Genomic DNA, 22776 nt, shown 5'->3' on the forward strand with positions numbered 1-22776 from the left:
CCGTACCGCAGGATCACAGATGAAGCTCTGGCCGTGTGTTCGCCAACTCCCCCGTCATGAATCGGATCGCCGAGAGAGCGACGTCTGGTTCGTCCTCTGGCGGTTTTTCCAGTGTCATCTTGGCGCGCCGAGCGAAGGCCGCCCAGGCACCGTCGCCTGCCCGGAGGGCGCGCAGAGGGGAAAGCAGGGCTGCACGGCGGAGCCAGGCGTCGTCGCTCATAGCCCAACGATCGAGTATGACGTTGGCACGCACCTGGCTGACGCTGTCGAGCAGTTCAAGCACGGGGCCGATGACATCGATCGCGAGTGGATCAACAAGCGCACGAATGCCCCCGGTTCGCGCAAATCCTTCGATTCGGGTGAGGTCTGTGACCTCCAGAAGCTGGAGATTCGATTGCAGGAGGACAACAGCAGCCAGCCGGCGTTCGAACACGGGACGTGACCAGAGCTCGGAACTGAGTGCCGTGACCTCATCGTGCGACAAACCGGGGTAACGACGCGACACGTCACGAATGGTTCCGCGCACAGCTCCGACGGAAGCTCCGTAGAATCGCAGATCGCTCGCAAGTCTCGCCTTGTCAGCCGTAGCACGTTCCCACGTGCCTTCACGCTGCAGGGCGGCATCCACAAAATCGCTGGCGTCGCTCACCTGTTCATTTTCTTGCACGTCACTGAGATTCGATCTGAACGGAAATGTCGCAAGGACGGAGCGTCCGCAGATTCAGCGGTGAACCGTGAGCTGTGGTCTTCAGCCCGTCAACCATTTCACGTCAACCATTTCGAGCGCACGGACACGTCGGCATCCTCGTAACCGAGGTGGTTGTAGAAGCCGAACGCAGCCGCGTTGCCGGAGCGAACCATGAGCTGCACCTTCACCGCGCCGTTTTCGCGCAGCCAGCCTTCGGCGGCAGCCATCATCCGTCGCCCCAAACCGGTTCCGCGCTGACCCTTATCAACTGCGAGGTAGTACACCCAGCCGCGATGGCCGTCGTGGCCGACCATGGCTGTGGCCAAAAGTTGCTCCTCATGGAAGGCACCGAGCACCGTCGACGTCTCGCCGTCAAGAGCACGCTGCAGGTCGTCTTTGGCAGAGTTCCAGGGCCTGGTCAGCCCCGACTGGTGCCAGAGCACAGCGGCCGCGTTGCTGTCTTCAGAGGTCAGGTCGCGGATCTGCATGCCTCAAGCTTGCCCCAAAGCGAAGGTGGCGAGCACCGAGCGCCCGGCGGAGTCCGAACGCGGCGCCATGTCGACAAGCGCGATCTGGCGCAGCAGCAGGGTGTCGCCCTCGTGCACGCGGCGATTCTGCTTCATCGTGACGTGCGCCCTGAATCCGCGGCCGGTGAAAGTCGGCTCCTCCGGCGACGCCGCGAGTGGTCGAAGGGCGTCGACGAGCCTCCGGTGGAGTCCAGACAACTCCTCGTTCGCAGTGACGACGGTCACCGGCACATCATCTCCCCGCCCGAACATCTCGTCTTCACCGGCAATCGCCGTCAGGGCAGTCAGTGACGACGCGGCGCTCGTGATGGCGGCGGCGACGTCGACCGGCGTGAAATCCGTCTTGAATGGCGGCACGACGGTGACGTGCAGCGGCCAGTCAGGCACCGCGAAGCTGTCTCCGGTACGGAGCGGTTCCAGCGGGAGGACAACGACCAGTCGCGGCATCCGTCGATTTTACGGTGATCGCTGCAGGACGTCCGGATCGACCGCTGGCAGCCCAGGTTCAACCGGCGGAAGGCGGGGCGTCCACGATGCCGATGAACCGGCTGCCGATGCCGTCCAGTTCTTTCCTGACGAGACCCTCAACGGGTTCTGGCAGTTCGTCGTATCCATGGTGATTACAGCTCAGGTAGGTGAAGGGCGGCCACCACTTCTTCGGGCGCGCAGCCTCGGTGAACCCGCAGATGGAGCATGTCAGCTGAACCCAGACGGGCTTCTTCCCTGTGCGGTTCGCACGCGACTGCACCAGCCATTCAGGCGGGTTCGACTCGATCTCGGCCAGATCCTCTTCGCTGAGCCGGGACGGAATACTGTGGCGCTGGGCCATTTCAAGCGGAATGTCCAGGCGAAGCGCGGCTTCTCGTCTCGTTATCATCCGGAACAACGATACGCGGAAGAAATCGCACGCGTGAAAGAATGAACGGATGCCTACTTCGACTTCTCCACTCGGCCTGCTTCTCGACGTCGATGGGCCGATCGCGAGCCCGGTGACCCGCACGATTGCCACGCCGAGCATCGTGAGCGATCTCGTGTTGCTGGCTGCAGCTGGAGTTCCCATCGCGTTCATCACTGGACGGAGCGCGGCTTTCATCCGGGATGAAGTTGTCGCGGCGCTGCTGAAAGCCGGCCTGCCGTCGGGCGGGCGCCTCTACGGTGTGTGTGAGAAGGGTGCCGTGTGGTTCCCGATCACGCAAGCCGGCATGGGTGACGTGGTCGTCGATGATTCGGTGGCCCTTCCGACGGAGCTCGTCGACGACATTCGCACCCTGGTCGCCGAGAATTTCGCCGACACGATGTTCTTCGACGAGAGCAAGCAGGCGATGATCTCCGTCGAGCAGCGAACGGATGTCGACCATGCGTCGTACGCGGCCGCGCAGCCGGCCTTCAACGACGCCGCGTTCGCAGTCATGGTGAAGCACGGGCTGGGGGTTCGGCACGGCGACCGGAAGGTGCCAGACACAGACGGGAGAATCCCGTTCCGACTCGATCCGACGATCATCTCGACGGACATCGAGTCGGTCACCCTGGACAAGGACCATGGTGCCGAGCGAGCCCTGGCCTTCTTCGCCGAGTCCGGACCGCTTCCGACCGTGTGGCGTTCCGTCGGAGATTCGCGCAGCGACTACCTGATGGCTGATCACCTGCATGCGGCCGGATACGACGTGGCACACGTTGACGTGCGCCCGTCGGACGGTGTGCTGGAGCGACCGTACCCGGTGATCGTGATGGGCGAGGAGATCCACGACGAAGCGGGAGCGAGCTTTCTCGACTACTGGGTGGAGAAGCTCGGATTACGCTCTTAACCGGTCTCGGCCGCTCGCATGCGGTCGATTGGTCGGACCCTGTCCTGATTGCAGCAGGCTCATAAAACCCGGTCCTGGCTTTCGGTCTCCCCCCACAGGCACGGCTTTATTGCATTGTCCACAGGTGCTGGTCAGTTGTGGTATCGACCCGGCCGAAGAAAGAGCTACCAGAGGAGCCACTCTTCTAAACCTCGAGGCGCTTCCGAACATGTCATCACCTGGGGGCACCCACCGACCGACTGCATCGGGGACGGTCGATCTACCCCGCATAATCAGGCAGCGACGAAGCGGATGCCGTTCTGCAGGCGGCTGCGCAGCTCGAAGACTTTCTCGAATGCTCCGCGTTCCATGCCGGGAAGACCCTCGCGCAACAGCCCAACCAGGCGTGCCCTCGGAACTGTCACCACCGTTGGATGGCGCCCCCGCCCCCTGATCAGGATCGGTTCGCCCAATGCATCGTCGGGGACGACGATGACAAGCGCGGTGAAACGAACGCGCAACGCACGGGTGAACGCCCGTGCGGCGTGCTGAAGTCCGCGAATCGGGGTCGCGTCATCAAGCGACTCCCCCGTCAGTTCACCGCGACGAAGCTCCACCGCCGCGCCCCAGTCCTCTGACAGGACAGCGAAAAGACCGGCTGGGCCAAGCACGACATGGTCGAGCTTCTCGCCGCGGTCCCCCGCCGCAACGTCGTGCCAGGCGGTGAATCCGATTCCGAGCCGTGAGACCAGCTGGGCAGTCGACTCTTCCGCAACTGCTTTCGCCAGGCTATGGCGGATCTCACGAGGAGCAGAGCGAACGAGTTCCGGTGCATATGGATCGTCGACCGTTGCCCCTCGGCCCGCCCATTCGCGCATCAGCGAGAGGTAGCGGAGTCTCGCCTGGCCGCCCGGATGCCCGTGCATCCTGGCCCGTGGGGTAGACCTCGACGGACGCGAAGAAGCCGACCCCGAGGTTCCCGCCGAGCGGGCGGAACCGAAGTCCTGGTCGTCGTGCGGCTCTGCATTCCGGAAACGCTGTCCGTCGTACGACGCACGGCCCGTTGGTGTTCCGATCCTTTCCCACGCGACCTGCACGGCGTGGAATCTGGCGGGACTCCCGCCGACATCGGGATGCGTCTGCCTGAGCAACCGGCGATAGGCACGACGAAGCTCGTCATCCGTAGCAGTTGCGCTGACACCGAGCACCTCATACGGCGTGGCCGCGGCGGGGCTATCGGGCATCCTGGGCGGTCTCTCTCAGCGTGGACAACGGGAGTACAGCATCCCAAGATACCGGGCGATTCTGAATGCGCGCCACGGGAACCGCCAATAGGCTCCAAAAGATGAACGCGTTCACGCTCCGCCGCTTCGAACAAGGCGACCTCGCCATGGTCGTTCGAACGTATGGCGCTGCCGAATGGAGTAATCGAGACGACGACCAGCCGCTGTCGTTTGTGCTGGTGCACGGCATCGGGGCGTCATCACGGTATTACGAACCGCTCGCGGGCCGACTCCGGAAGTATGGGATCGTCCACCTGGTGGAACTCCCCGGTTTCGGCGCCTCTCCGGAGCCGGAGCATCCGCTCGGCATCGAAGCCTTCGCTCGCCTTGTGATCGGAATGTGCGACGCCTGGAATATTCCTAACCGAGTCATCGTCGGCCACTCCATGGGTGCCCAGGTGGCTACCGAATTTGCGGTCAGGGCACCGGAGCAGGTCGTGTCGGTCGTGCTTGTCGGACCAGTCGTCGATCCCTCTGCACCGACAGCCTTCGGCCAGGCGTTGCGCCTGCTCCGGGATGTGCTCGCTGAGCCGCCGCGGGCGAACTGGATCGTGGCTTCCGACTATCTGCGCTGCGGCCCGCGCTGGTACCTCGCCCAGCTGCCGGCGATGCTCGAGTACAGGATCGAGGAACGGCTCCTCAGGGTCCTGCCCGCAACACTGGTCATTCGTGGCGCGGACGACCCAGTTGCACCGAGCGACTGGGTTCGCCACCTTGCGCAGCTCGCTCCACACGGTCGGGCCCTTGAGGTGCCCGGTTCCTCCCATGTCGTCCACTTCGACGCCTGCGACCTGGTCGCTGACGCCATCGCCTCCCATGCGGCCGAAGCCCGATCCGACCGCGCACGGGGGCCGGAGTGGTGAATCCGTTCGCCAAGGCCTGGTTCTGGATGCTGGACTACGTCTACGTCGGTACCCGTCAGGTGCGCGCATGGCTGGCTCCAGCCGACCCTGCCCCCTATCGATCCGGTACCGCAGGCTTGCCGCCCGTGCTGCTGCTGCCTGGCATCTACGAGACCTGGGAATTCATGAAACCGGTGGCGGAGCGGCTGCACGCCCTGGGGCATCCGATCCACGTCGTCACCGACCTCGGGCACAACCGTGCGACCGTACCTGCCGCAGCAGCCATCGTCTCCGACTATCTGATCACTCACGACCTCTTCGGCGTGATGATCGTGGCACACAGCAAGGGTGGTTTGATCGGCAAGTTCGTCATGATGTCACCGGAGGCTGGCGCACGCATCGCGCGTACGGTGGCGATCGCGACCCCGTTCGCAGGGACCTCCCTCGCACGGTTCACGGTCCTTCCCAGCCTTCGGTCATTCCGACCGGCAGATCCCGTCATCCGTCTGCTCGTGGAAGAGGAGTTCGTGAATGCACGGATCATCTCTCTTTTCGGCTCCTTCGACCCGCATATCCCCGGCGGTTCCGAGCTTCCTGGTGCAACGAACGTCTCGCTGCCGGTGTCAGGTCACTTCCGGATCATGGCCGACCGGGTGCTGCTGGACGAGGTTGTCGCCGCTGTCGGTGCATGACGGCCGGTGCAACCCTCGGTACGTGACGTGGCCGGTCGCCTGGATATGCCCGTTTGGGAACGGTGCGATCCAGACATCCGTCCAGGCCGGAGGGACAGACAGGGCCTTCAACCGAGCGCGCAGGGAGACGTCGTCGATCGTGCGGCCGTCGGTACTCCGGTAGCTGAATCCCCGACCGGAGCGCACTCGGGTGATGCCGGGAACAGTTGTGTCGCTTCGCCGAAGCCGTGGCATGGCACTCCCCACTCGAAACTGGTTTTAGGCTACCCTCGGCCTTCGCCGCTTCCCTCTCAGACTGTGCGACGATCAGCCTGTGACCAATTTAGGACCGGGCAAATCAGAACCGGGCAAATCAGGACCGGGCAACACCCGACAATGGCCGACTATTCATCGCTCCAGCTACCGTCTCGCGGTGATGCTCGGAATCGGCGTGCTGACCACCGCCGTCACCGGCTTGCAGGGCGGATGGGCGTTCGCGGTGATTGCAGGTTGGGGCGCCGCATCCGTCACCTATATCGTGTGGGTCTGGCTCATGATCGGTCGAATGGATGCCGCGACCACGTCGAGCCACGCCACGCGTGAAGATCCCTCCCGCGGTATGACCGACCTGCTGGTGCTGTTGGCGAGTGTCGGCAGCCTCGGCGCGATCGTGTACCTGGTCGTCACCAGCCAGGGCGCGTCGGGGAGGCACAGCGCCTTCGTCGCGGTACTCGCTGTTGCCAGCGTTGCACTCTCGTGGGGTCTGATCCACACGCTTTTCACCCTGCGCTACGCGTCTCAGTTCTATGGCAACGGCGAGGGCGGGATCAGCTTCAACCAGGATGAGCCGCCTCGCTACACGGACTTCGCCTATCTCGCCTTCACCATCGGAATGACGTTCCAGGTCTCAGATACGAACCTCGAAACGCAATCGATCCGTGCGACGGCGCTCCGGCACGCACTGCTGTCGTATATCTACGGAGCGGTCATCCTGGCGATGCTGATCAATCTGATCGCGGGGCTTCCGGCCTGAGCCGCGATGCCGCGTGCTAGGGCGAATGTCAGTCCCGAAGAATCTGCACAGGGATGGCGACGGCCAGCGAAACACAGACGATGCCTCCGAAGAAGATCGGCAACTGCCACGCGGTGACCGCGAAGGCGAGCCCGAAGAGCCAGAACCCGAAAACAAAGATGGCCAACGCGACGATGAAGGCAACGACGGGCATGTGGTGGTCCTTTCGAAGTGCAGCCGGCGCTGCCGCCGGTCTATAACCGAGCGTACCCGGTCAGTCGGCCGGCGGCGTGACCAGACGCGGCACGATCAGCCAGATGAGTGCGGTGATCAACAAGACGGCGAGCCCCGCGGTGATACCCGCGACGCGGCCGACCACCACGTCGAAGATCAGGAGCACCGTGCCCGTGAGGACAACGGCGACCCCGACCAGTGTCGCTCGCACCAGGATGCTGCCGATACGCACAATCTCTTTCATCGCTCCTCGCCTGAACAGCAGTCGATGGAGGCTGACCGGGCCGAGTCCCAGCGCGGTGGTGAGCGCGGCCGCGCACACCAGCACGAGGTAGACGGTGACCTGGTAGTCATCGAGTTCAGGGAACCGGGACTGGAATGCAACCGCGAGCAGGAAACCCCCGATGATCTGGGTTCCCGTCTGCGTGACACGCAGTTCCTGCAGGATCGCGTTCCAGTTGCGATCCAGACGTTCGTTGTCTGTCTCGTTGCGACCGTCACCCGGAAGGGGATCCTGTGTCGACGATGTAGAATCTGACGGGCTCATGGTCAAAATGCTAGTGTGAAATGACTAGTAGGAGGGGCGCCCAGCCCGATTTACCGGGTCTGTTGCGCTCCGCCAGGAGCGGGAGAAAAACCATGCAGGCCTCGGCAAAACTCACGAAGAACATGCAGTCGATCCTGGTCGATTTGATCGATCTTCACCTCCAGGGCAAGCAAGCCCACTGGAACATCGTCGGCACCAACTTCCGCGATCTCCACCTTCAACTGGACGAGATCATCGCCGATGTGCGGGAGTTCTCGGACGTTGTCGCAGAGCGGATGCGTGCGCTTGACGCAGTACCGGACGGCCGCAGTGAGACGGTCACCAAAACCAGTCACCTGTCGAAGTTTCCCGCGGGTGAGGTTCTGACCTCTGATGCTGTCGACCTGATCACGGGACGCCTGGACACAACGGTCGACTACATCCGTTCCGTTCACGATGCGGTTGATGAGGAAGACCCGACAACTGCTGATATCCTGCATGCCATCCTCGAAAAGCTCGAACAGTACTCCTGGATGGTCAGTGCCGAGAACCGCAAACCCCGCGGAGCGTCCGTGAAGAAGTCGGCTCGCGCGTCCTGAGCCCGCCGCGTCCAAGGAACTTGGGCTCAGCAACTATTCGAAGAAAAAGAAGAGTGAACTGATCAGCGCCCTGCGCAACCATTGACAGCAGGCGCCGCGCTGTAGCGTGGTGGGATGCCCGATTCCGACCAGGTTCTCGTCCGTGTGCACGACGGTGTCGGTCATCTGACACTCAATCGGCCGGAGGCGCTCAACGCGCTCAGCTACGAGATGATCGGCGTTCTGAGCCGCTCCCTCGAAACCTGGATGACGGATTCAGAGGTCTCGGTTGTTGTCATCGATGGAGCGGGTAAGCGGGGGCTGTGCGCCGGAGGCGACGTGCGTGTGTTGTACGAGGGCGCACGGACCGGCCGGAATGCCGATTCACGCCGGTTCTTCCGCGAGGAGTACCGGCTGAACGCGATGATCGCCGAGTATTCCAAGCCGGTGGTGGCGATCATGGACGGCATCACGATGGGTGGTGGAATCGGGATCGCGGGGCACGCCGCCATTCGTGTGGTGACAGAGCGTTCGCGACTGGCGATGCCCGAGACACGCATCGGGTTCTGCCCGGATGTCGGAGGCACTTGGCTGCTGTCACGCTCACCGGGCGAGCTCGGAACCTACCTGGGGCTCGGAGCGGCCACGATGACGGCCGCCGATGCGATCGCTGCGGGCTTCGCCGACTACTTCGTGCCGAGTGCGCGGCTGCCCGGCCTGGTCCAGGCCTTGGCGGAACGCGCCGACCCTGGGTCGCCTGCCGAGATTGTGCTCCTGTTCGATGAAACGCCTGCCGCTTCCGAGCTGGAGTCGCGTCGAAGGTGGATCGATGACTGTTTCGCGGCCGACAGTGTTCTGGAGATCATCGCAAAGCTGAAACGACACGGCGAGCCAGAGGCGCGGGATGCGGCGGAGGAACTGGAGGGGCTGTCACCGACGGCGCTCGCTGTGACGCTTGCGGCGCTCAGAGAAGTCCGCGAGCTGTCCACGCTGCGCGCCGCGCTCGAACTTGAGTATCGAACCTGCTCCTGGTTGATCGAGCAACCGGACCTGGTCGAAGGGATTCGCGCCCAGGTGATCGACAAGGACCGCAGCCCGCGGTGGACTCCGCCGACCCTCGCTGAGCTGCCTGCGGATACCGCCGAGCGGGCCCTGCGCCATTCGTTGCCAGATTCGGTGTGGTGAATTCGTGTGCTGAATTCGGGACCGCTGTAAGTCAGGCTTCTGGCGAACGCGAGGCGACAGGTTCGATGAGTTCAGGACCGTTGCCCTTCACAGCCCCGACTTCGTGGAACTGCAGTGTTTCTGCGGCTTCCGCGGAGGAAGCCACAGCGGCATCGACGAACGCCTGGTCGCCGGGAACGTGTGGATTCAGCCAGCGATCCCACCATTCCTCAGAGAGGATGACGGGCATCCGGTCGTGGATACCGGCCAGCTCGCCCAGCGAGTCGGTGGTCAGGATGGTGGCGGTGAGCACCCATCGCGCCGGATCGTCCTGCGACGACGTGGGGTTGCGCCACCAGGCATAGAGGCCGGCGAGGGCAAGGGGAAGGCCGTCATCAGAGTAGACGAAATGCGGCGTTTTGGTCGGCCCATCCGTCTTCCACTCGTAGTAGCCCGTCGCTGGAATGATCGCCCGTTTTGACACCACGGAGTTGGCAAAGGCCGGCTTGTCGGCGACAGACTCCGCGCGAGCGTTAAAGGTCGGGAACTTCGGCACCAGTTCGGTGGAAAACGAGGGGACGAGCGACCAGCGTGCCGATTCGAGACGACGAACCTTCGGGTCGGATTTCAGAGACTCGAGCACGATGGGAATCTGCTCGGTCGGCGCGATGTTCCACGACGGCTCTGGGAGGTTCTCGCCCTCATGTTCGACGTCGAACATTGCGACGAGGTCTGGAGAGGTATCGGTGATGATGAATCGGCCACACATAGCCACAGGCTACCGTGGGCCGCCGACAGCGAGTGCGGACCTGTGGCCATCCACAGTGCCCATTGGCTAGTCTGAACATGCGTCAGTCTCCTTCACCTCGAAAGATGGGCATTCTTGTCATCGTCGTCGACGTCCCCGCGCGGGCCGGAACATGGCGATGTCTACGTGCTTACTTTCGGCGGACTCCGGCTGGCAGTGCCGGAGATCGAAATCTCTCACCGGCCTCCGCGCGAGCTACTCATTCTGGCGAGATTACTCGTAGCTCGAGGCAAGGTGGTCTCCACCAGCATGCTGGTTGACACGCTCTGGGGGGATGCTCCACCTGCCAGCGCGTTCAACCAGGTACAGCGACATATCGGCGAGCTCAGACGACTCTTCGAGCCGCGTCTGGCGGCGCGATCGACAGGGCGGATGGTCCTCGGAGTCGGTGAAGGGTACCGTCTCGACATCTCACTTGTTGACTCGGACATTGAGAGGTCATCGAGGCTCTGGGCGAAAGCCCGCGCCAGTGCGACTGCCGAGGCGCTTGAGCTGTACTCCGAAGCGCTTGCGCTCGTTGCTGGCCCCGTCCTCAGCGGCATGCCATGGACCGTTCTCACACGGCCAGAGTTTGAGGTGATCGAACGGGATCGAGTCGCACTCGCATTGGATGCGGCAGATTGCGCGCTTGCGGCAGGCGATTCATCGACAGTACTCGGCGCAATCGAAGCGATCGCCGCAGCTGCGCCACTCGATGAGCGATTGCAAGCGCGACTCATCCGCATGCTCGGTCGCTCCGAGCGGCGGGCGGATGCAATCGCGGTGTACGACAAAACTCGCCAGAATCTGATGCAGGAGCTCGAGGTCGCTCCCAGCAAGGCGTTACAGTCAGCACTCGATGAGGTCGTGAAAGGCGACCGCGCAGACCAGGACAGCGGCCCCAACGTTCCGCGCCGACTTCCGCTCTCCCCTGCATCGTTGGTCGAACGGGTGGGAATACGCTCTGTTCTGGAGGACGGCACAGCCCGTGCCTCGAACGGCGAGCCTGCACTTATCGTCGTAAGTGGGATGGCCGGCATCGGGAAAACGACCCTCGCGGTTGAGTGGGCTCACTCAGTGGCAGACAGTTTTCCCGACGGCCAGTTGTTTGTGAACCTCGGCGGCTTCGACCGGGCTGGCCATGCCCTGACCATCTCCGAAGCGCTCGGGCATCTACTGGAAGACCTCGGTGTTTCCCTTGCCGCGATTCGTGGCGGTGAAGATGAGCGAAGAGATGTCTACCGTAGGGCAATCGCCGGTAAACGAATCATTGTCGTTCTGGATAACGCAACTGACGCCAAACAAGTGCGTTCATTGTTGCCCGGATCGCAAGGCTCGTTGGTTATCGTCACAAGTCGTGGGCAGCTGACTGGGCTCATCGTGCAGGACGGCGCTGTCTCTTTGTCGTTGTCGCGCTTGGGTGCCGAAGAGTCACGCGAGTTGCTGACGCGCAGGCTTGGGTCGGCGCGAGTAGCCGCCAACCGAAGCGCCGTTGACTCAATCATCGCCTCATGCGCCGGGCTTCCGCTCGCGCTCGCTCTCGCAGCAGCGGCCTCCGCTTCCGGCTCAGCGAACGCAATGAATGACGTCGCAGGAGGACTCGCCGCGACCGCGTCCGCTCTTGATGTGCTCTCTCTCGATGCAACCAACGATCTGAGAACGACATTCGAATGGTCTTATCGCGCGCTCACTGAAGATGCCGCATGGGTGTTTCAAGTCGCGTCGGTTCACCCAGGTACGCAGATTTCTCTTCGAGCGCTATCCAGCATCGCCAATCTAGACCTGGGCAGGACATCTGCGGCATCAGCCGAGTTGGTTGTTTCGAATATGTTGACCCTTGTCTCCAAGGATCAGTTCGCTCTGCACGATTTGCTGCGAGTTTTTGCCTCGGAGCTTGCGGAGCGCGCTCAGGTGGTTGAAGCCGCTCAGATACGTCTGGTCGAGTATTACGTGCACTCGACCAGGCGCGCGTTTCTGAGCTTCGGAAGACCGTCAGTGGCTGAACTGAAATCATCCCCTCCAATTACGAGCGCGATAGCGGAATTTAGGGCGCCAGACGACGCAATCCGGTGGTTTCTCACGGAGCGTCAAGCTCTCATTGCGACCTTTGAGCTTGCACTTGCTCTCGGCCTGGATCGTTCGGCGGCTCTTCTCGCGTTGGATTGGCAGCCGATGCGACAGACTGTCGACAGCGCATATGAGCTTGTCGAATCGTGCGAGCTCGCGACGGAAGCGGCCGTCCGGGTTGGTGAGCCAGCGCTCGAAGCCGAACTTCGTCGAAACATGGCCTCGCACTGGGGTGCCGCTGGTCAAGTCGAGCGAGCATTGGGCGAGCTCGAGTCGGTCCTGCTGAGTTTTCGTGAGCGCGGGGACGAGGTAGGAGAAGCTAACGCCCTCCGTAATATGAGCGAGCTCGCCCACGATCGCGCCGCGGCGGTCGCCTATTCGGAGCGCTCAGTTGCAGCGGCACGAAGATCTGGTCGATCGGAAATCCTTGCGGTGTCGCTGATCAGTTATTCCGATTGGCTTCGGGATGAAGCGTCGGCCCAGCAGCTGTGGGACATGTCGGTTGAAGCGGAACAACTCGTGAATGATTCAGGCTCGGAGTACTTGCGGCCCTACCTGAACGTGAACCTCGCCCTCGCCCACGCGTTCCTCGGTCACTACGTCGAGGCGCTCGCTCAAATCGAAGCTGAGGAGGGCTCATTGGATCTGGAGATCCAAGCGTCCCATCTCGCTGTGACTGCGCTTGCATTGGCCGGACTTGGCCAACCCTCCCCCGCTCGCGCGGCCAGTAATAGCTTCGACTCGCTCGTTCGTGACTACCCGGACTTCTTCCTGAAGGTTAGGGACGCCCACGCGCTCCGCACCCATATCGATGCTGCACTCGCAGCGAGCGACGAGGTTGACGGTTCGCAACCCACAGGAACCTGATCCGGGCAAGTGGAACGGAATCAGCGTTCTACAATCTGCCACTCGCTCTTGACTGCACAGAGAATGCACTGACTCTTCACAGACGTCATGTTGTCTACCTTCTATACACACTTCGGAATCCTTCTTCCGAGGCCGAGGAGGAGAACAGCATGAACGATCCACTAGTGGTACTGGTCCATGGTGCCTTCGCGGAGTCAGCGAGTTGGGGGCCGGTCATCGAAAGGCTGCATTCGAAGTCAGTTCGAGTCATGGCAGTCGGAAACCCATTGAGGAGCCTCTCCACCGACGCACAATACCTCGCCGACGCGATCAACAACGCGGACGGCCCAGCGGTTCTCGTCGGACACTCATACGGCGGGATGGTTATCACGCAAGCCGCGACCGGTCTCCCCTCCGTGGCTGCCCTCGTATACGTGGGCGGCTTCGCGCCCGATACTGGGGAAAGCGCGCTGATCCTGGGTGCGCACTCCCCCGGCAGCACTCTCGGCGACACGTTGGAGACATACCCGTTGAGCTCCGGCGGGAACGAACTTCGCATTGCAGCCGACTTGTTCCCGCGCCAGTTTTGCGCCGATGTACCGATTGAGACGGCTCGGGTCATGGCGCTCACACAACGACCGGTCACCCAGGCTGCGCTGGCTGACACTCTCAGTGCGGAAATACCGGCTTGGAAAACGAAGCCTTCCTGGTTTGTTTTCGGATCGAAGGACCTCAACATTCCGGCGGAGACCCAGAAGTTCATGGCTGGGCGGGCCGCAGCTACGGCGACTTTCGAAGTCGATGGTGCATCACACGCACTGAATATGTCCCGTCCAGACGAAGTGGCATCGACAGTACTCGACGCGGTCGAGTGGAGCCGGTAAACACCATGTCAGAACCTCAATTTGAGCTGCTGGGTCGTCAACGCGAATGCGGGCAGTTGGATCGTCTACTTGAAACGGTGAGAAGTGGCCAAAGCTCCTCTCTCATTCTCTGGGGCGAGGCCGGTATCGGAAAGTCGGCGCTACTCGACTACGTGGCCAAGCAGGCGAAAGGTATCCGCGTCGAACGCGCGTTTGGTCTCGAATCCGAGATGGAACTGGCATTTGCGGGGGTCCACCAATTGTGCTTGCCCATGATCGACCGCCTGGATCGCTTGCCTGCTCCCCAACAGGTCGCGCTGACTACGGCGTTTGGCATCAGTCGTGGTGCTCCACCGGCTCCATTCTTAGTCGCCCTCGCAGTCTTAAGCCTCTTATCCGTTGTTGCCGAGGAGCGCCCGGTTGTGGCCCTCATCGACGATGCCCAGTGGCTAGACGATGTCTCCGCACAGGTGCTCTCGTTCGTCGCTAGACGTTTGCAGGCCGAGTCGGTGGCGATCATCTTCGCTGCCCGAGCAGGAACCGGCCGCTGTGCGTTGGAAGGAATATCAGACTTACGCGTACCCGGACTTCGAGATGCTGATGCTCATGAAGTGCTTGATCGCGCACTGCATTCGCCGGTCGATACCGCAGTGCGTGAACGCTTCGTCGGTGATAGTCGAGGAAACCCGCTTGCGCTTCTTGAGCTGCCAGCGGGGCTCACCCCCGCCGAACTAGCAGGGGGTTTCGGATTACCCAGCTCGATCCCGCTCGTGAATCGTCTTGAAAAGGGATTCATGAATCGAATTACCCCTCTCGCTGCTGAGACACGCACGCTCATCTTGTTGGCTGCGGTCGAACCCACCGGAGAACCAGCCCTGCTGTGGCGAGCTGCCGATGAGCTTGGGATTGGGACAGAAGCCAGTGACGCTGCTCTGTCGACTGGGCTGGTGGAGTTCACGCCGCGCGTGCGTTTCCAGCATCCTTTGGCTCGTTCTGCGATCAGCAGATTAGCTGAATCACGAGAAACGCGTCTGGTGCATCGAGCGCTCGCCGCCGTTACCGATTCCACAGAGTATCCCGATCGAAGGGCTTGGCATCTGGCCCTTTCAGCAGCGGGACCAGACGAATCGGTGGCCAGCGAGCTTGAACGGTCCGCAGGGCGCGCCCAGGAGCGCGGAGGGTTGGCGGCGGCCGCAGCATTCCTCAAAGAGGCAGCTGAGCTCACGGTCGATCCATTCCGAAAGGGCACCAGAGCACTGGCCGCCGCACACGCAAAGCACCTGGCCGGAGCCAACGACGAAGCCATGTCGCTCCTGAAGGTTGCAGAATCTCTGCCCTCAGATGAGCGCGGTCGAGCGGCTGCTGCATTACTACGCGGACAGATCACACTCGTTGCTTCTGGCAGCAAAAAGGCAACGCCACTGCTCATCGAAGCCGCTCAGCTGTGGCAGCAGATTGACCCACACACATCGCGCGAAGCATATTTGGATGCCATTACCTCAGCTCTGAGCCTCGGGCGTTTTTCAGACAAGGCAACCCTGTCCTTGGTGGCGAAGGCCGCACGCGGGGCACCAAAAGCCAGCAGCCAGTCAACTGATCTCCTCGTGAACGGTTTCGCCAGCGTGGTCACCGATGGTTATGCCGCTGCAGCACCGATGCTCAAAGAAGCGATCACGGCGTTCCTAGACGGCCCGCTGCACGCGACTGAGGCGATCCGCTGGTCATGGCTGGCGATTCACGCTGCAAAGGATCTCTGGGATGACACCAAAGTAGACCAGATTGGAGATCGTCACGTCCAGCTGGCTCGCGAGTCAGGCGCGCTTAGCGCGCTCCCCAACGCACTAGCTGGCCAAGCGATTTCGTGCCTCCATCGGGGCGAGTTTGACCTCGCTGCCACAGTGATACAAGAGATTGATGACGTGTCGGCCGCGACAGGGCGATTGGCTCCGGCATACGCAGCGATCGGTCTCGCCGCATGCCGCGGGGAGACAGAGAAATTCATCCGCCTCAGCGTACCTGCGCTGAAGGTGGCTGAGAACCGAGGCGATGGGCTTGGCTTCTCACTTGTAAAATTTGCCGGGGCTGTGCTCCATAACGGACTTGGCGATTATCGAAAGGCTCTCGATGAGGCCGAATCCGGTGCTGCCTATCCCAACGATCTTTGCTACAGCATGTGGTCTTTGAAGGAGCTCATCGAAGCTGCCTCTCGTTGCGGAGAGCTCGCCCGCGCAGAATCCGCACTGAGCCAGCTTTCTGAGTCCACGCAGGCAAGCGGGACCGACTGGGCGCTCGGCATCGAGGCACGATCGCGTGCGCTCGTTAGCCAGGGCCCTGTCGCAGAGGCCCTCTATGTTGAGGCTATCGAGAGACTCGGAAGAACGCGGATTGCGATTGAACTCGCACGAGCTCACTTGTTGTACGGCGAGTGGCTCCGGCGCGAAGGTCGACGAACGGACGCGAGGGCGAATCTGCGTACGGCTTACGAGATGTTTACTGACTTCGGTGCATCCGCATTTGCCGAGCGCACCCGCCGCGAGCTTTCTATAACAGGCGAAACCGTGCGCAAGCGCACTGCGGGCTCTGGGAACGAGCTCACCGCCCAAGAGACACAGATCGCAACCCTGGCCGCAGAGGGTCACACCAACCCTGAAATCGGCTCAGAGCTCTTTATTAGTGCGCGCACGGTGGAATGGCACCTCGGCAAGATCTATCCGAAGCTGGGCATTGCTTCGCGAAGGGAACTCCGACAGGTCTTGAGCAACCTCGTCGCCATCGCCGCATAGCGGCTGAGGCTCCGGCTGCCAGTTGCCCCGACTTCCAGCTGCTCCGACGCGACCTCCGGTGATCTGGACCCGGTAAGCCGATCTCGCAGGCCGTGTTCGACGACCAGCGAATCTCCACTTTTTTGCAATTGACTTAATCGAATACGTGTTCGAATATTGAAGTATGTCCATGCCAGCCGTTGCGCACTCCCCCGATGCTTCCGGCACCGTATCGAACGCTGTGGCTTCGAACACCGTAGCTTCGAACACCGCGGCTTCGAACACCGTGGCTTCGCTGCAGCAGCGCATCTCCAGTATGCAGGCGACAAAGCTGGATACCAGGACTCTCCCGACCTTGGAAGCTCTGGCCGGCATCCTGCCGGGCGGCTCCCTCCGGCAGGGCGCCGCCTACTCGGTCGACTCCACCAGCCTTGTCATGGCCCTCCTCGCCGGCCCATCGCAGAGCGGCGCCTGGTGCGGCGTGGTCGGCGTGCCCGACTTCGGAACGGAAGCGGCCGCATCCTTCGGTATCGACCTGACCCGGCTGGTACTGGTGCCCTCTCCCGCCGACCAGTGGCTCACCGTCACGGCAGCCCTGGTCGACGTACTCACCGTGGTCGTCGTCTCTCCGCCGCGAGGTGCCGCCGATGCTGATGTCGCCCGCCTCAGTGCCCGCATGCGGCAACGCGGCTGCACCCTGATCGTGATGGGTGCCTGGCCGCAGGTCGAGGCCAGCCTGCACATCGAACACAGCCAGTGGAACGGCCTTGCCCAGGGGTACGGTTTCCTGTCTGGCCGCGAGGTCACGATCACCTCGACCGGCAAGCATCGGTTCGACCGGCCGAAGACGGCCAGTCTCTGGCTGCCGGACGCACAGCAGAACATCCGAACGGTGGAGCCGTCACCTCCGGCGTCCGTCCACCCCGCGTCGCCCCGCTCAGCGCCGGCGCGTCCTGTGGCCGTTCCCCCGCTCCGGGAGACGGGGTAGCCATGTCGATCAGACTGACCCGAACGATTGTGCTCTGGTGCCCGGATTGGCCGGTGACCGCGGCGATGCACGCGACCGGGCAGGGCACGGATGCCCCCATCGCCCTGATCGACAAAGGTCTTGTTTTCGCCTGCTCAAGCGCAGCCCGCACAGAAGGTGTGCAACGCGGGCTCAAGCTGCGCGAAGCACAGTACCGCGCACCGGAGCTGGTCGTGCTTCCCTACGACCCCGTACAAGATGCCCGCGTCTTCGAACCGGTGATCACCCGGATCGAGGAGATCATGCCAGGGGTACAGGTGATCCGCCCGGGAACCTGCGCCATCCGCTCCCGCGGACCGAGCCGCTACTACGGCGGAGAGGAACAGGCGACACAGGCCCTCCTGGCCTGCCTGGGTGAACTCGGCATCCACGACGCCAGGGTGGGAATAGCCGACGGGCCGTTTGCCGCAGAACAGGCGGCCCGCGGTACAAGCAGGCAGGGCACAGCCGTGCAGATCGTGCCGCCAGACGCATCGCCGGCTTTTCTTGCTCCCCTGTCCATCGGCATCCTTGTCGATGACCGGCTGGCCGTTCTCCTGCATCGTCTCGGTGTGCACACGCTCGGGGATTTCGCCGCCCTTCCTGCTCTGGACGTGCTGCGGCGCTTCGGAGCGGAAGGGGCCCAGGCCCATGAGAAGGCCGGCGGGCGGGAGAACCGGAGCGTGGCCGCGCGCATCCCACCGAAACTCTATGACGTCGAACTTGAATTCGAACCGGCACTCGATCGCATCGACCAGGTCACGTTCGCGATCAGGGCCTTGGCCGACAGGTTCATCGACACCCTGCGTTCCAGCAGGCTGGTCTGCACCGCCATCCGCATCGAGGTCCGCACAGAGTCCGGTGACGCCTCAGAGCGCAGCTGGCTGCATCCGCGCTGGTTCAGTGCAGCGGATGTCGTCGACCGGGTGCGCTGGCAGCTCCAGGGCGGCAGCGCGATCGACACCGGACTGCGTTCGGGCGTCACCCGTGTGCAGATCTCTCCCGAACGCCTGGATTCAACCGGCAACCATGAGGAGGGGCTCTGGGGGTCCGGTCCAGACGAACGCATCCACCACGGACTCACCCGCGTGCAGAGCATGCTCGGCCACGAGGGTGTGCTTACCGCAGTGGGCGGCGGGGGGCGGATGCTCGCCGACCGCCAGATCCTCGTGCCGTGGGGCGACCGGCCGGAAGACGGCTCCTCCCGCTCGCGCGCCGCCTCACCTGCACCTGCCGCTGCACCTGCCGCTGCATCTGCCGAGCCCTGGCCGGGCAGCCTGCAAGGACTCACACCGTCCACGGTCTTCCGCCGGCGGCATCCGGTGACGTTGCTCACTGCGGGCGGTGCCCCCGTCGCCGTGGACGACCGAGGACGAATCGATGGTGTCCCGGGCCGCTTCTCCCCCACAGGAATGCCGGACGATCTTCGACGAATCACCGTCTGGGCCGGTCCCTGGCCGGTCACCGAACGCTGGTGGGACCCAGAGCGGGCCAGGAGCCTGCACCGTTTCCAGGTTGTCGACGACGACGGAGACGCCTGGCTGCTTGCGCTCGACGGACTCGACTGGTGGGCAGAGGGGCGTTATGACTAGAGGCTGGCGCCGACCGTGCTTCCCCAGCACCGTCAGGGCGTCCACCATCAGGGTCTGCTCTGAGATCACTCCGACCATCACATCGCCGGAGACAGGGCGGTGCGCACATGGGCTGGAATAACCCTCCGATCCCCTGGTCGGAGCTGGAACGCAAGCTCTCAGACACCCGTCGCCCGGCACCGAACCCGCCGACCGGCGACGGTGGAGACAGCCCGGCCTTCTCGCGCAAGCGATCTGCTTACATCCCCCCGGAGCCCGCAGCTCCGCCGGCCGGACCTGTAGTTCCGTATGCCGAGCTGCACGCGCACTCGAACTTCAGCTTCCTCGACGGTGCCAGCTCGCCTGAACAGCTCCTGGAGGAGGCGGGCAGGCTCGGCCTGTCTGCCCTGGCCATCACCGACCACGACGGCCTGTATGGGGCTGTGCGACTCGCCGAGACGGCGGAAAGCTACCCAGACGTCGCGACCATCTTCGGGGCAGAACTCTCCCTCGGCCTCAGCATGCCGCAGAACGGTGTCGCCGATCCAGAGGGCAGCCACCTCATTGTGCTCGCTCGCCGCCAGGAGGGGTACCACCGCCTTGCCGCCGCCCTCACGCATGCGCAGCTGGCCGGCAACGAGAAAGGCAAGCCGGCCTATGACCTCGAGACGCTGGCGGAGCAGGCAGGCGGCCACTGGGTGGTGCTGAGCGGATGCCGGAAAGGCGCGGTGAGGCAAGCCCTGGCCGCCGGTGGCCCTGAGGCGGCAGCGCACGAGCTTGCCCGGCTGGTCGGCCTCTTCGGGGAGAGCAATGTCTATGTCGAACTGTTCGACCACGGACATCCGCAGGACAGCAGCATCAACGACGCCCTGGCCGAGCTCGCAACCGATGCCGGGCTCCCTGTTGTCGCGACGAACAATGTGCACTATGCAACTCCTGGCGAGCACAAGCTGGCGAGTGCCCTGGCCGCCGTGCGAGCCCGCCGCAGTCTCGACGAGATGGACGGCTGGCTGCCGGCCGCCGGGAGCGCCCACCTGAGAAGCGGAGCGGAGATGGCGATGGCATTCGCCCGGTTCCCCACAGCCGTTTCGAACACCGTGCTGCTCGCCGATGAACTCGCCTTTCCCCTGCGCAGGGCCCGCCCCCGACTGCCGAAGCAGGAGGTGCCAGACGGGCACACGCCGATGAGCTGGCTGCGCGCGCTCACCTGGGAGGGCGCGGCTGAGAAGTATCCCGGATACAACCAGAACGTGCGGGAACGGCTCGAGGAAGAGCTCGACGTGATCGAGACGAAAGACTTCCCCGGCTACTTCCTGATCGTCTACGACATCGTGCGGGAGGCGAAGAGCCGCGGCATCCTCTGCCAGGGTCGTGGCTCTGCGGCCAACTCTGCCGTCTGCTACGTGCTCGGCATCACCGCTGTCGATTCGATCTTCTACCGGCTGCCGTTCGAACGCTTTCTTTCCAGCCTCCGCGAGGAGGAACCCGACATCGACGTCGACTTCGACTCAGACCGGCGTGAGGAGGTGATCCAGTACGTCTACGAGAAGTACGGGAGGCACAACGCCGCCCAGGTGGCGAACGTGATCACCTACCGGCCGAAGTTCGCGGTGCGCGACATGGCGAAGGCGCTCGGATACAGCGGGGGCGCCCAGGATGCCTGGTCGAAGCAGGTGGAGCGCTGGGGCGGGGTGATCTCCAGTGACGACCATGACATCCCGGATGCCGTCGTCGAGTTGGCGGAACAGGTGCTGACCTTCCCCCGGCACCTGGGTATCCATTCCGGAGGAATGGTGCTCACCGATCGCCCGGTCGGCGAGGTCTGCCCCATCGAGCACGCCCGTAAAGAGAAGCGCACCGTTCTGCAGTGGGACAAAGACGACTGCGCCTGGATGGGACTGGTCAAATTCGACCTGCTCGGACTCGGCATGCTCGCTGCCCTGCAGTACACCTTCGACCTGGTCGGCGAGCATCTCGGCGAGCACTGGGCCCTCGACACCATCCCGAAGGAGGAGGAGGGGGTCTACGACATGCTTTGCAGGGCAGACTCGATCGGTGTCTTCCAGGTGGAGAGTCGGGCCCAGATGGGAACGCTCCCCCGGTTGCAGCCGCGTCGTTTCTACGACCTGGTCGTGGAGATCGCCCTGATCCGGCCTGGGCCGATCCAGGGCGGGGCCGTGCATCCGTACATCAGGCGCAAGCTGAAGCAGGAGCCCGTGACCTACCTGCACCCGAAACTCGAACCGGTGCTGGAGCGCACGCTCGGGGTTCCGCTGTTCCAGGAGCAGCTCATGCAGATGGCCATGGCGGTGGGCGGCTGCACCGGTGAAGATGCCGACCTGCTGCGCCGGGCGATGGGCTCCAAGCGTGGAATCGAGAAGATCTCCTCGCTCAAGGCGACCCTGTACGAGGGCATGGCCGGCAACGGCATCACCGGAGACGTCGCAGACAACATCTACGAGAAGATCGAGGCCTTCGCCAACTTCGGGTTCGCCGAGAGCCACTCGATCAGCTTCGCCCTGCTGGTGTATGCGAGCTCCTGGTTGCGGCTGCACTATCCTGCGGCGTTCCTGGCCGCCCTGCTGCGCGCCCAGCCGATGGGCTTCTACTCCCCGCAGTCGCTGGTCGCCGATGCAAGACGGCACAACGTCACCGTGCTGCGCCCAGACATCCTGCTCTCCGGCGCGGATGCCGGGCTGGAGGAGATCGAGGGGGAACCGGCCGCTCCGGGTGGCCAGGCCGTTCCAGAAGGCCAGGACAACTGCCTCACTTTCACGCAGCCGCCGGTCGGTCCGTTCGACAGGTCGACCCCTCCCACCTGGCCGGAGCACCGCAGAGACGGGGCTTTCGCTGTGCGACTGGGGCTGGCCGAGGTGACGAGCATCGGCCAGGCGCTGGCAGAGCGCATCGTCGCCGAACGCACGGAGTACGGTGCATACCGGTCGATGGCGGATGTCGTGCGGCGGGTCGGACTGAATACCGAACAACTTGAGGCGCTCGCTGCGGCCGGTGCTTTCGACTCACTCGGGCTGGAGCGCAGGGAGGCACTCTGGAACGCCGGGGACGCAGCACAGGACAAGGCCGGTTACCTGAGAGGCTCCGTCGTGGCGGTGCAGCCGCCACTGCTGCCGCTGCTCTCCCCCGCCGAACAGGTCGTCTACGACCTCTGGGCAACCGGTATCTCCACCGACGACCATCCGATCCGGCACGCCAGGGGGAAGCTCGCCGCCCGTGGCGCCTTGCGTATCGACCAACTGCCGACGCACGAGTCGGGCCGTCGGATAGAGGTGGGCGGGGTGGTCACCCACCGGCAACGGCCGCAAACCGCGGGAGGGGTCACCTTCATCAACCTGGAAGACGAAACCGGCACTCTCAACGTGATCGCCGGGATCGGGGTCTGGAATCGCTACCGCCGGATCGCCAGGGAGTCGCCCGCCCTGGTGGTGCGCGGCATCCTGGAGCGCTCGCCGGAGGGCGTGACGAACCTGATCGCCGACCGGTTCGAAAACCTCACTATCGCCGCGCAAACCGCCTCCCGCGATTTCCGGTGAGGTTCGGCTAACGT

21 protein-coding genes and 1 pseudogene are annotated in these 22776 nt (G+C 63.4%); 13 read left to right on the forward strand and 9 right to left on the reverse strand.

Annotation, left to right across the window (positions count from 1 at the left end; all coding sequences use genetic code 11):
- Nucleotides 1–13: 13 nt before the first annotated feature.
- The 4 genes from K323_RS0109395 to K323_RS0109410 all read right to left on the reverse strand — a co-directional run bounded on the left by K323_RS0109395 (nt 14) and on the right by K323_RS0109410 (nt 2092).
- Complete coding sequence (locus tag K323_RS0109395; protein WP_022885033.1) at nt 14–649, reverse strand: DNA alkylation repair protein; 636 nt, start codon at nt 647–649, stop codon at nt 14–16.
- A 116-nt stretch (nt 650–765) separates the two neighbouring features.
- Complete coding sequence (locus K323_RS0109400; RefSeq protein WP_022885034.1) at nt 766–1176, reverse strand: GNAT family acetyltransferase; 411 nt, start codon at nt 1174–1176, stop codon at nt 766–768.
- Between the two features lie 3 nt (nt 1177–1179).
- The gene (locus tag K323_RS0109405; RefSeq protein WP_022885035.1) at nt 1180–1662 is read right to left on the reverse strand and encodes a 2'-5' RNA ligase family protein; all 483 of its coding nucleotides are present in this window, start codon (nt 1660–1662) and stop codon (nt 1180–1182) included.
- A 58-nt stretch (nt 1663–1720) separates the two neighbouring features.
- Complete coding sequence (locus K323_RS0109410) at nt 1721–2092, reverse strand: hypothetical protein (RefSeq protein WP_026851473.1); 372 nt, start codon at nt 2090–2092, stop codon at nt 1721–1723.
- A gap of 49 nt (nt 2093–2141) precedes the next feature.
- Between K323_RS0109410 and K323_RS0109415 the strand changes: the two genes are divergently transcribed.
- On the forward strand, nt 2142–3020 hold the full coding sequence (locus K323_RS0109415) for an HAD family hydrolase (protein ID WP_022885037.1): 879 nt from the start codon (nt 2142–2144) through the stop codon (nt 3018–3020).
- Nucleotides 3021–3292: 272 nt separating this feature from the next.
- Here K323_RS0109415 and K323_RS0109420 read toward each other — a convergent pair whose 3' ends face one another.
- A complete protein-coding gene (locus K323_RS0109420; RefSeq protein ID WP_022885038.1) occupies nt 3293–4243 on the reverse strand; it encodes a DnaJ domain-containing protein in 951 nt (316 codons plus the stop codon).
- Between the two features lie 101 nt (nt 4244–4344).
- On the opposite strand from K323_RS0109420, the gene K323_RS25240 reads away from it, so the two are divergent.
- A complete protein-coding gene (locus K323_RS25240) occupies nt 4345–5145 on the forward strand; it encodes an alpha/beta fold hydrolase (RefSeq protein ID WP_022885039.1) in 801 nt (266 codons plus the stop codon).
- On the forward strand, nt 5139–5816 hold the full coding sequence (locus K323_RS0109430; protein ID WP_022885040.1) for an esterase/lipase family protein: 678 nt from the start codon (nt 5139–5141) through the stop codon (nt 5814–5816). The genes K323_RS25240 and K323_RS0109430 overlap by 7 nt, the downstream gene beginning before the upstream one ends.
- Here the strand turns inward: K323_RS0109430 and K323_RS30425 are convergent.
- A complete protein-coding gene (locus tag K323_RS30425) occupies nt 5748–6050 on the reverse strand; it encodes a hypothetical protein (RefSeq protein ID WP_342663002.1) in 303 nt (100 codons plus the stop codon). The two genes, K323_RS0109430 and K323_RS30425, sit on opposite strands and share 69 nt — an antisense overlap.
- Nucleotides 6051–6129: 79 nt before the next feature.
- Here K323_RS30425 and K323_RS25245 point away from each other — a divergent pair, with 79 nt between their 5' ends.
- Nucleotides 6130–6828, forward strand: a complete 699-nt coding sequence (locus K323_RS25245) for a DUF1345 domain-containing protein (RefSeq protein WP_022885041.1) — start codon at nt 6130–6132, stop codon at nt 6826–6828.
- 28 nt (nt 6829–6856) lie between these two features.
- On the opposite strand, the gene K323_RS29800 is transcribed toward K323_RS25245, so the two are convergent.
- Nucleotides 6857–7021 (reverse strand): hypothetical protein, encoded by a 165-nt coding sequence (locus K323_RS29800; protein WP_022885042.1) that lies wholly within the window; start codon nt 7019–7021, stop codon nt 6857–6859.
- A gap of 60 nt (nt 7022–7081) precedes the next feature.
- On the reverse strand, nt 7082–7588 hold the full coding sequence (locus K323_RS0109445) for a DUF6328 family protein (RefSeq protein ID WP_022885043.1): 507 nt from the start codon (nt 7586–7588) through the stop codon (nt 7082–7084).
- 92 nt (nt 7589–7680) lie between these two features.
- Between K323_RS0109445 and K323_RS0109450 the strand changes: the two genes are divergently transcribed.
- From K323_RS0109450 to K323_RS0109455, 3 genes and pseudogenes are all read left to right on the forward strand, one after another.
- Nucleotides 7681–8166 carry a Dps family protein gene (locus tag K323_RS0109450; protein ID WP_022885044.1) on the forward strand — a complete coding sequence of 162 codons (486 nt, stop codon included), beginning with the start codon at nt 7681–7683 and terminating at the stop codon, nt 8164–8166.
- Between the two features lie 16 nt (nt 8167–8182).
- A pseudogene (locus K323_RS30430) lies at nt 8183–8251 on the forward strand (Rho termination factor); the annotation flags it as partial.
- A 29-nt stretch (nt 8252–8280) separates the two neighbouring features.
- Nucleotides 8281–9330, forward strand: a complete 1050-nt coding sequence (locus tag K323_RS0109455) for a 3-hydroxyisobutyryl-CoA hydrolase (RefSeq protein WP_022885045.1) — start codon at nt 8281–8283, stop codon at nt 9328–9330.
- 31 nt (nt 9331–9361) lie between these two features.
- On the opposite strand, the gene K323_RS0109460 is transcribed toward K323_RS0109455, so the two are convergent.
- The gene (locus K323_RS0109460; protein WP_026851476.1) at nt 9362–10078 is read right to left on the reverse strand and encodes an SOS response-associated peptidase; all 717 of its coding nucleotides are present in this window, start codon (nt 10076–10078) and stop codon (nt 9362–9364) included.
- A 114-nt stretch (nt 10079–10192) separates the two neighbouring features.
- On the opposite strand from K323_RS0109460, the gene K323_RS28845 reads away from it, so the two are divergent.
- The 6 genes from K323_RS28845 to K323_RS0109490 all read left to right on the forward strand — a co-directional run bounded on the left by K323_RS28845 (nt 10193) and on the right by K323_RS0109490 (nt 22762).
- Complete coding sequence (locus tag K323_RS28845; RefSeq protein WP_022885047.1) at nt 10193–13030, forward strand: AfsR/SARP family transcriptional regulator; 2838 nt, start codon at nt 10193–10195, stop codon at nt 13028–13030.
- 149 nt (nt 13031–13179) lie between these two features.
- Nucleotides 13180–13893 (forward strand): alpha/beta fold hydrolase, encoded by a 714-nt coding sequence (locus K323_RS0109470; RefSeq protein ID WP_022885048.1) that lies wholly within the window; start codon nt 13180–13182, stop codon nt 13891–13893.
- 5 nt (nt 13894–13898) lie between these two features.
- Nucleotides 13899–16655: a helix-turn-helix transcriptional regulator gene (locus K323_RS25255; protein WP_033372810.1), complete on the forward strand. Its 2757-nt coding sequence runs from the start codon at nt 13899–13901 to the stop codon at nt 16653–16655.
- A 169-nt stretch (nt 16656–16824) separates the two neighbouring features.
- Nucleotides 16825–17622 carry a hypothetical protein gene (locus K323_RS25260; RefSeq protein WP_157509401.1) on the forward strand — a complete coding sequence of 266 codons (798 nt, stop codon included), beginning with the start codon at nt 16825–16827 and terminating at the stop codon, nt 17620–17622.
- 2 nt (nt 17623–17624) lie between these two features.
- Nucleotides 17625–19232, forward strand: coding sequence for a DNA polymerase Y family protein (locus K323_RS0109485; RefSeq protein ID WP_022885050.1), 1608 nt, complete (start codon nt 17625–17627; stop codon nt 19230–19232).
- Between the two features lie 107 nt (nt 19233–19339).
- Entirely contained in the window at nt 19340–22762 is a 3423-nt protein-coding gene (locus tag K323_RS0109490) for an error-prone DNA polymerase (protein WP_022885051.1), read from the forward strand.
- Nucleotides 22763–22776: the final 14 nt, after the last annotated feature.

The organism is Glaciibacter superstes DSM 21135 (genome assembly GCF_000421145.1).
Taxonomy (GTDB): Bacteria; Actinomycetota; Actinomycetes; order Actinomycetales; family Microbacteriaceae; genus Cryobacterium; species Cryobacterium superstes.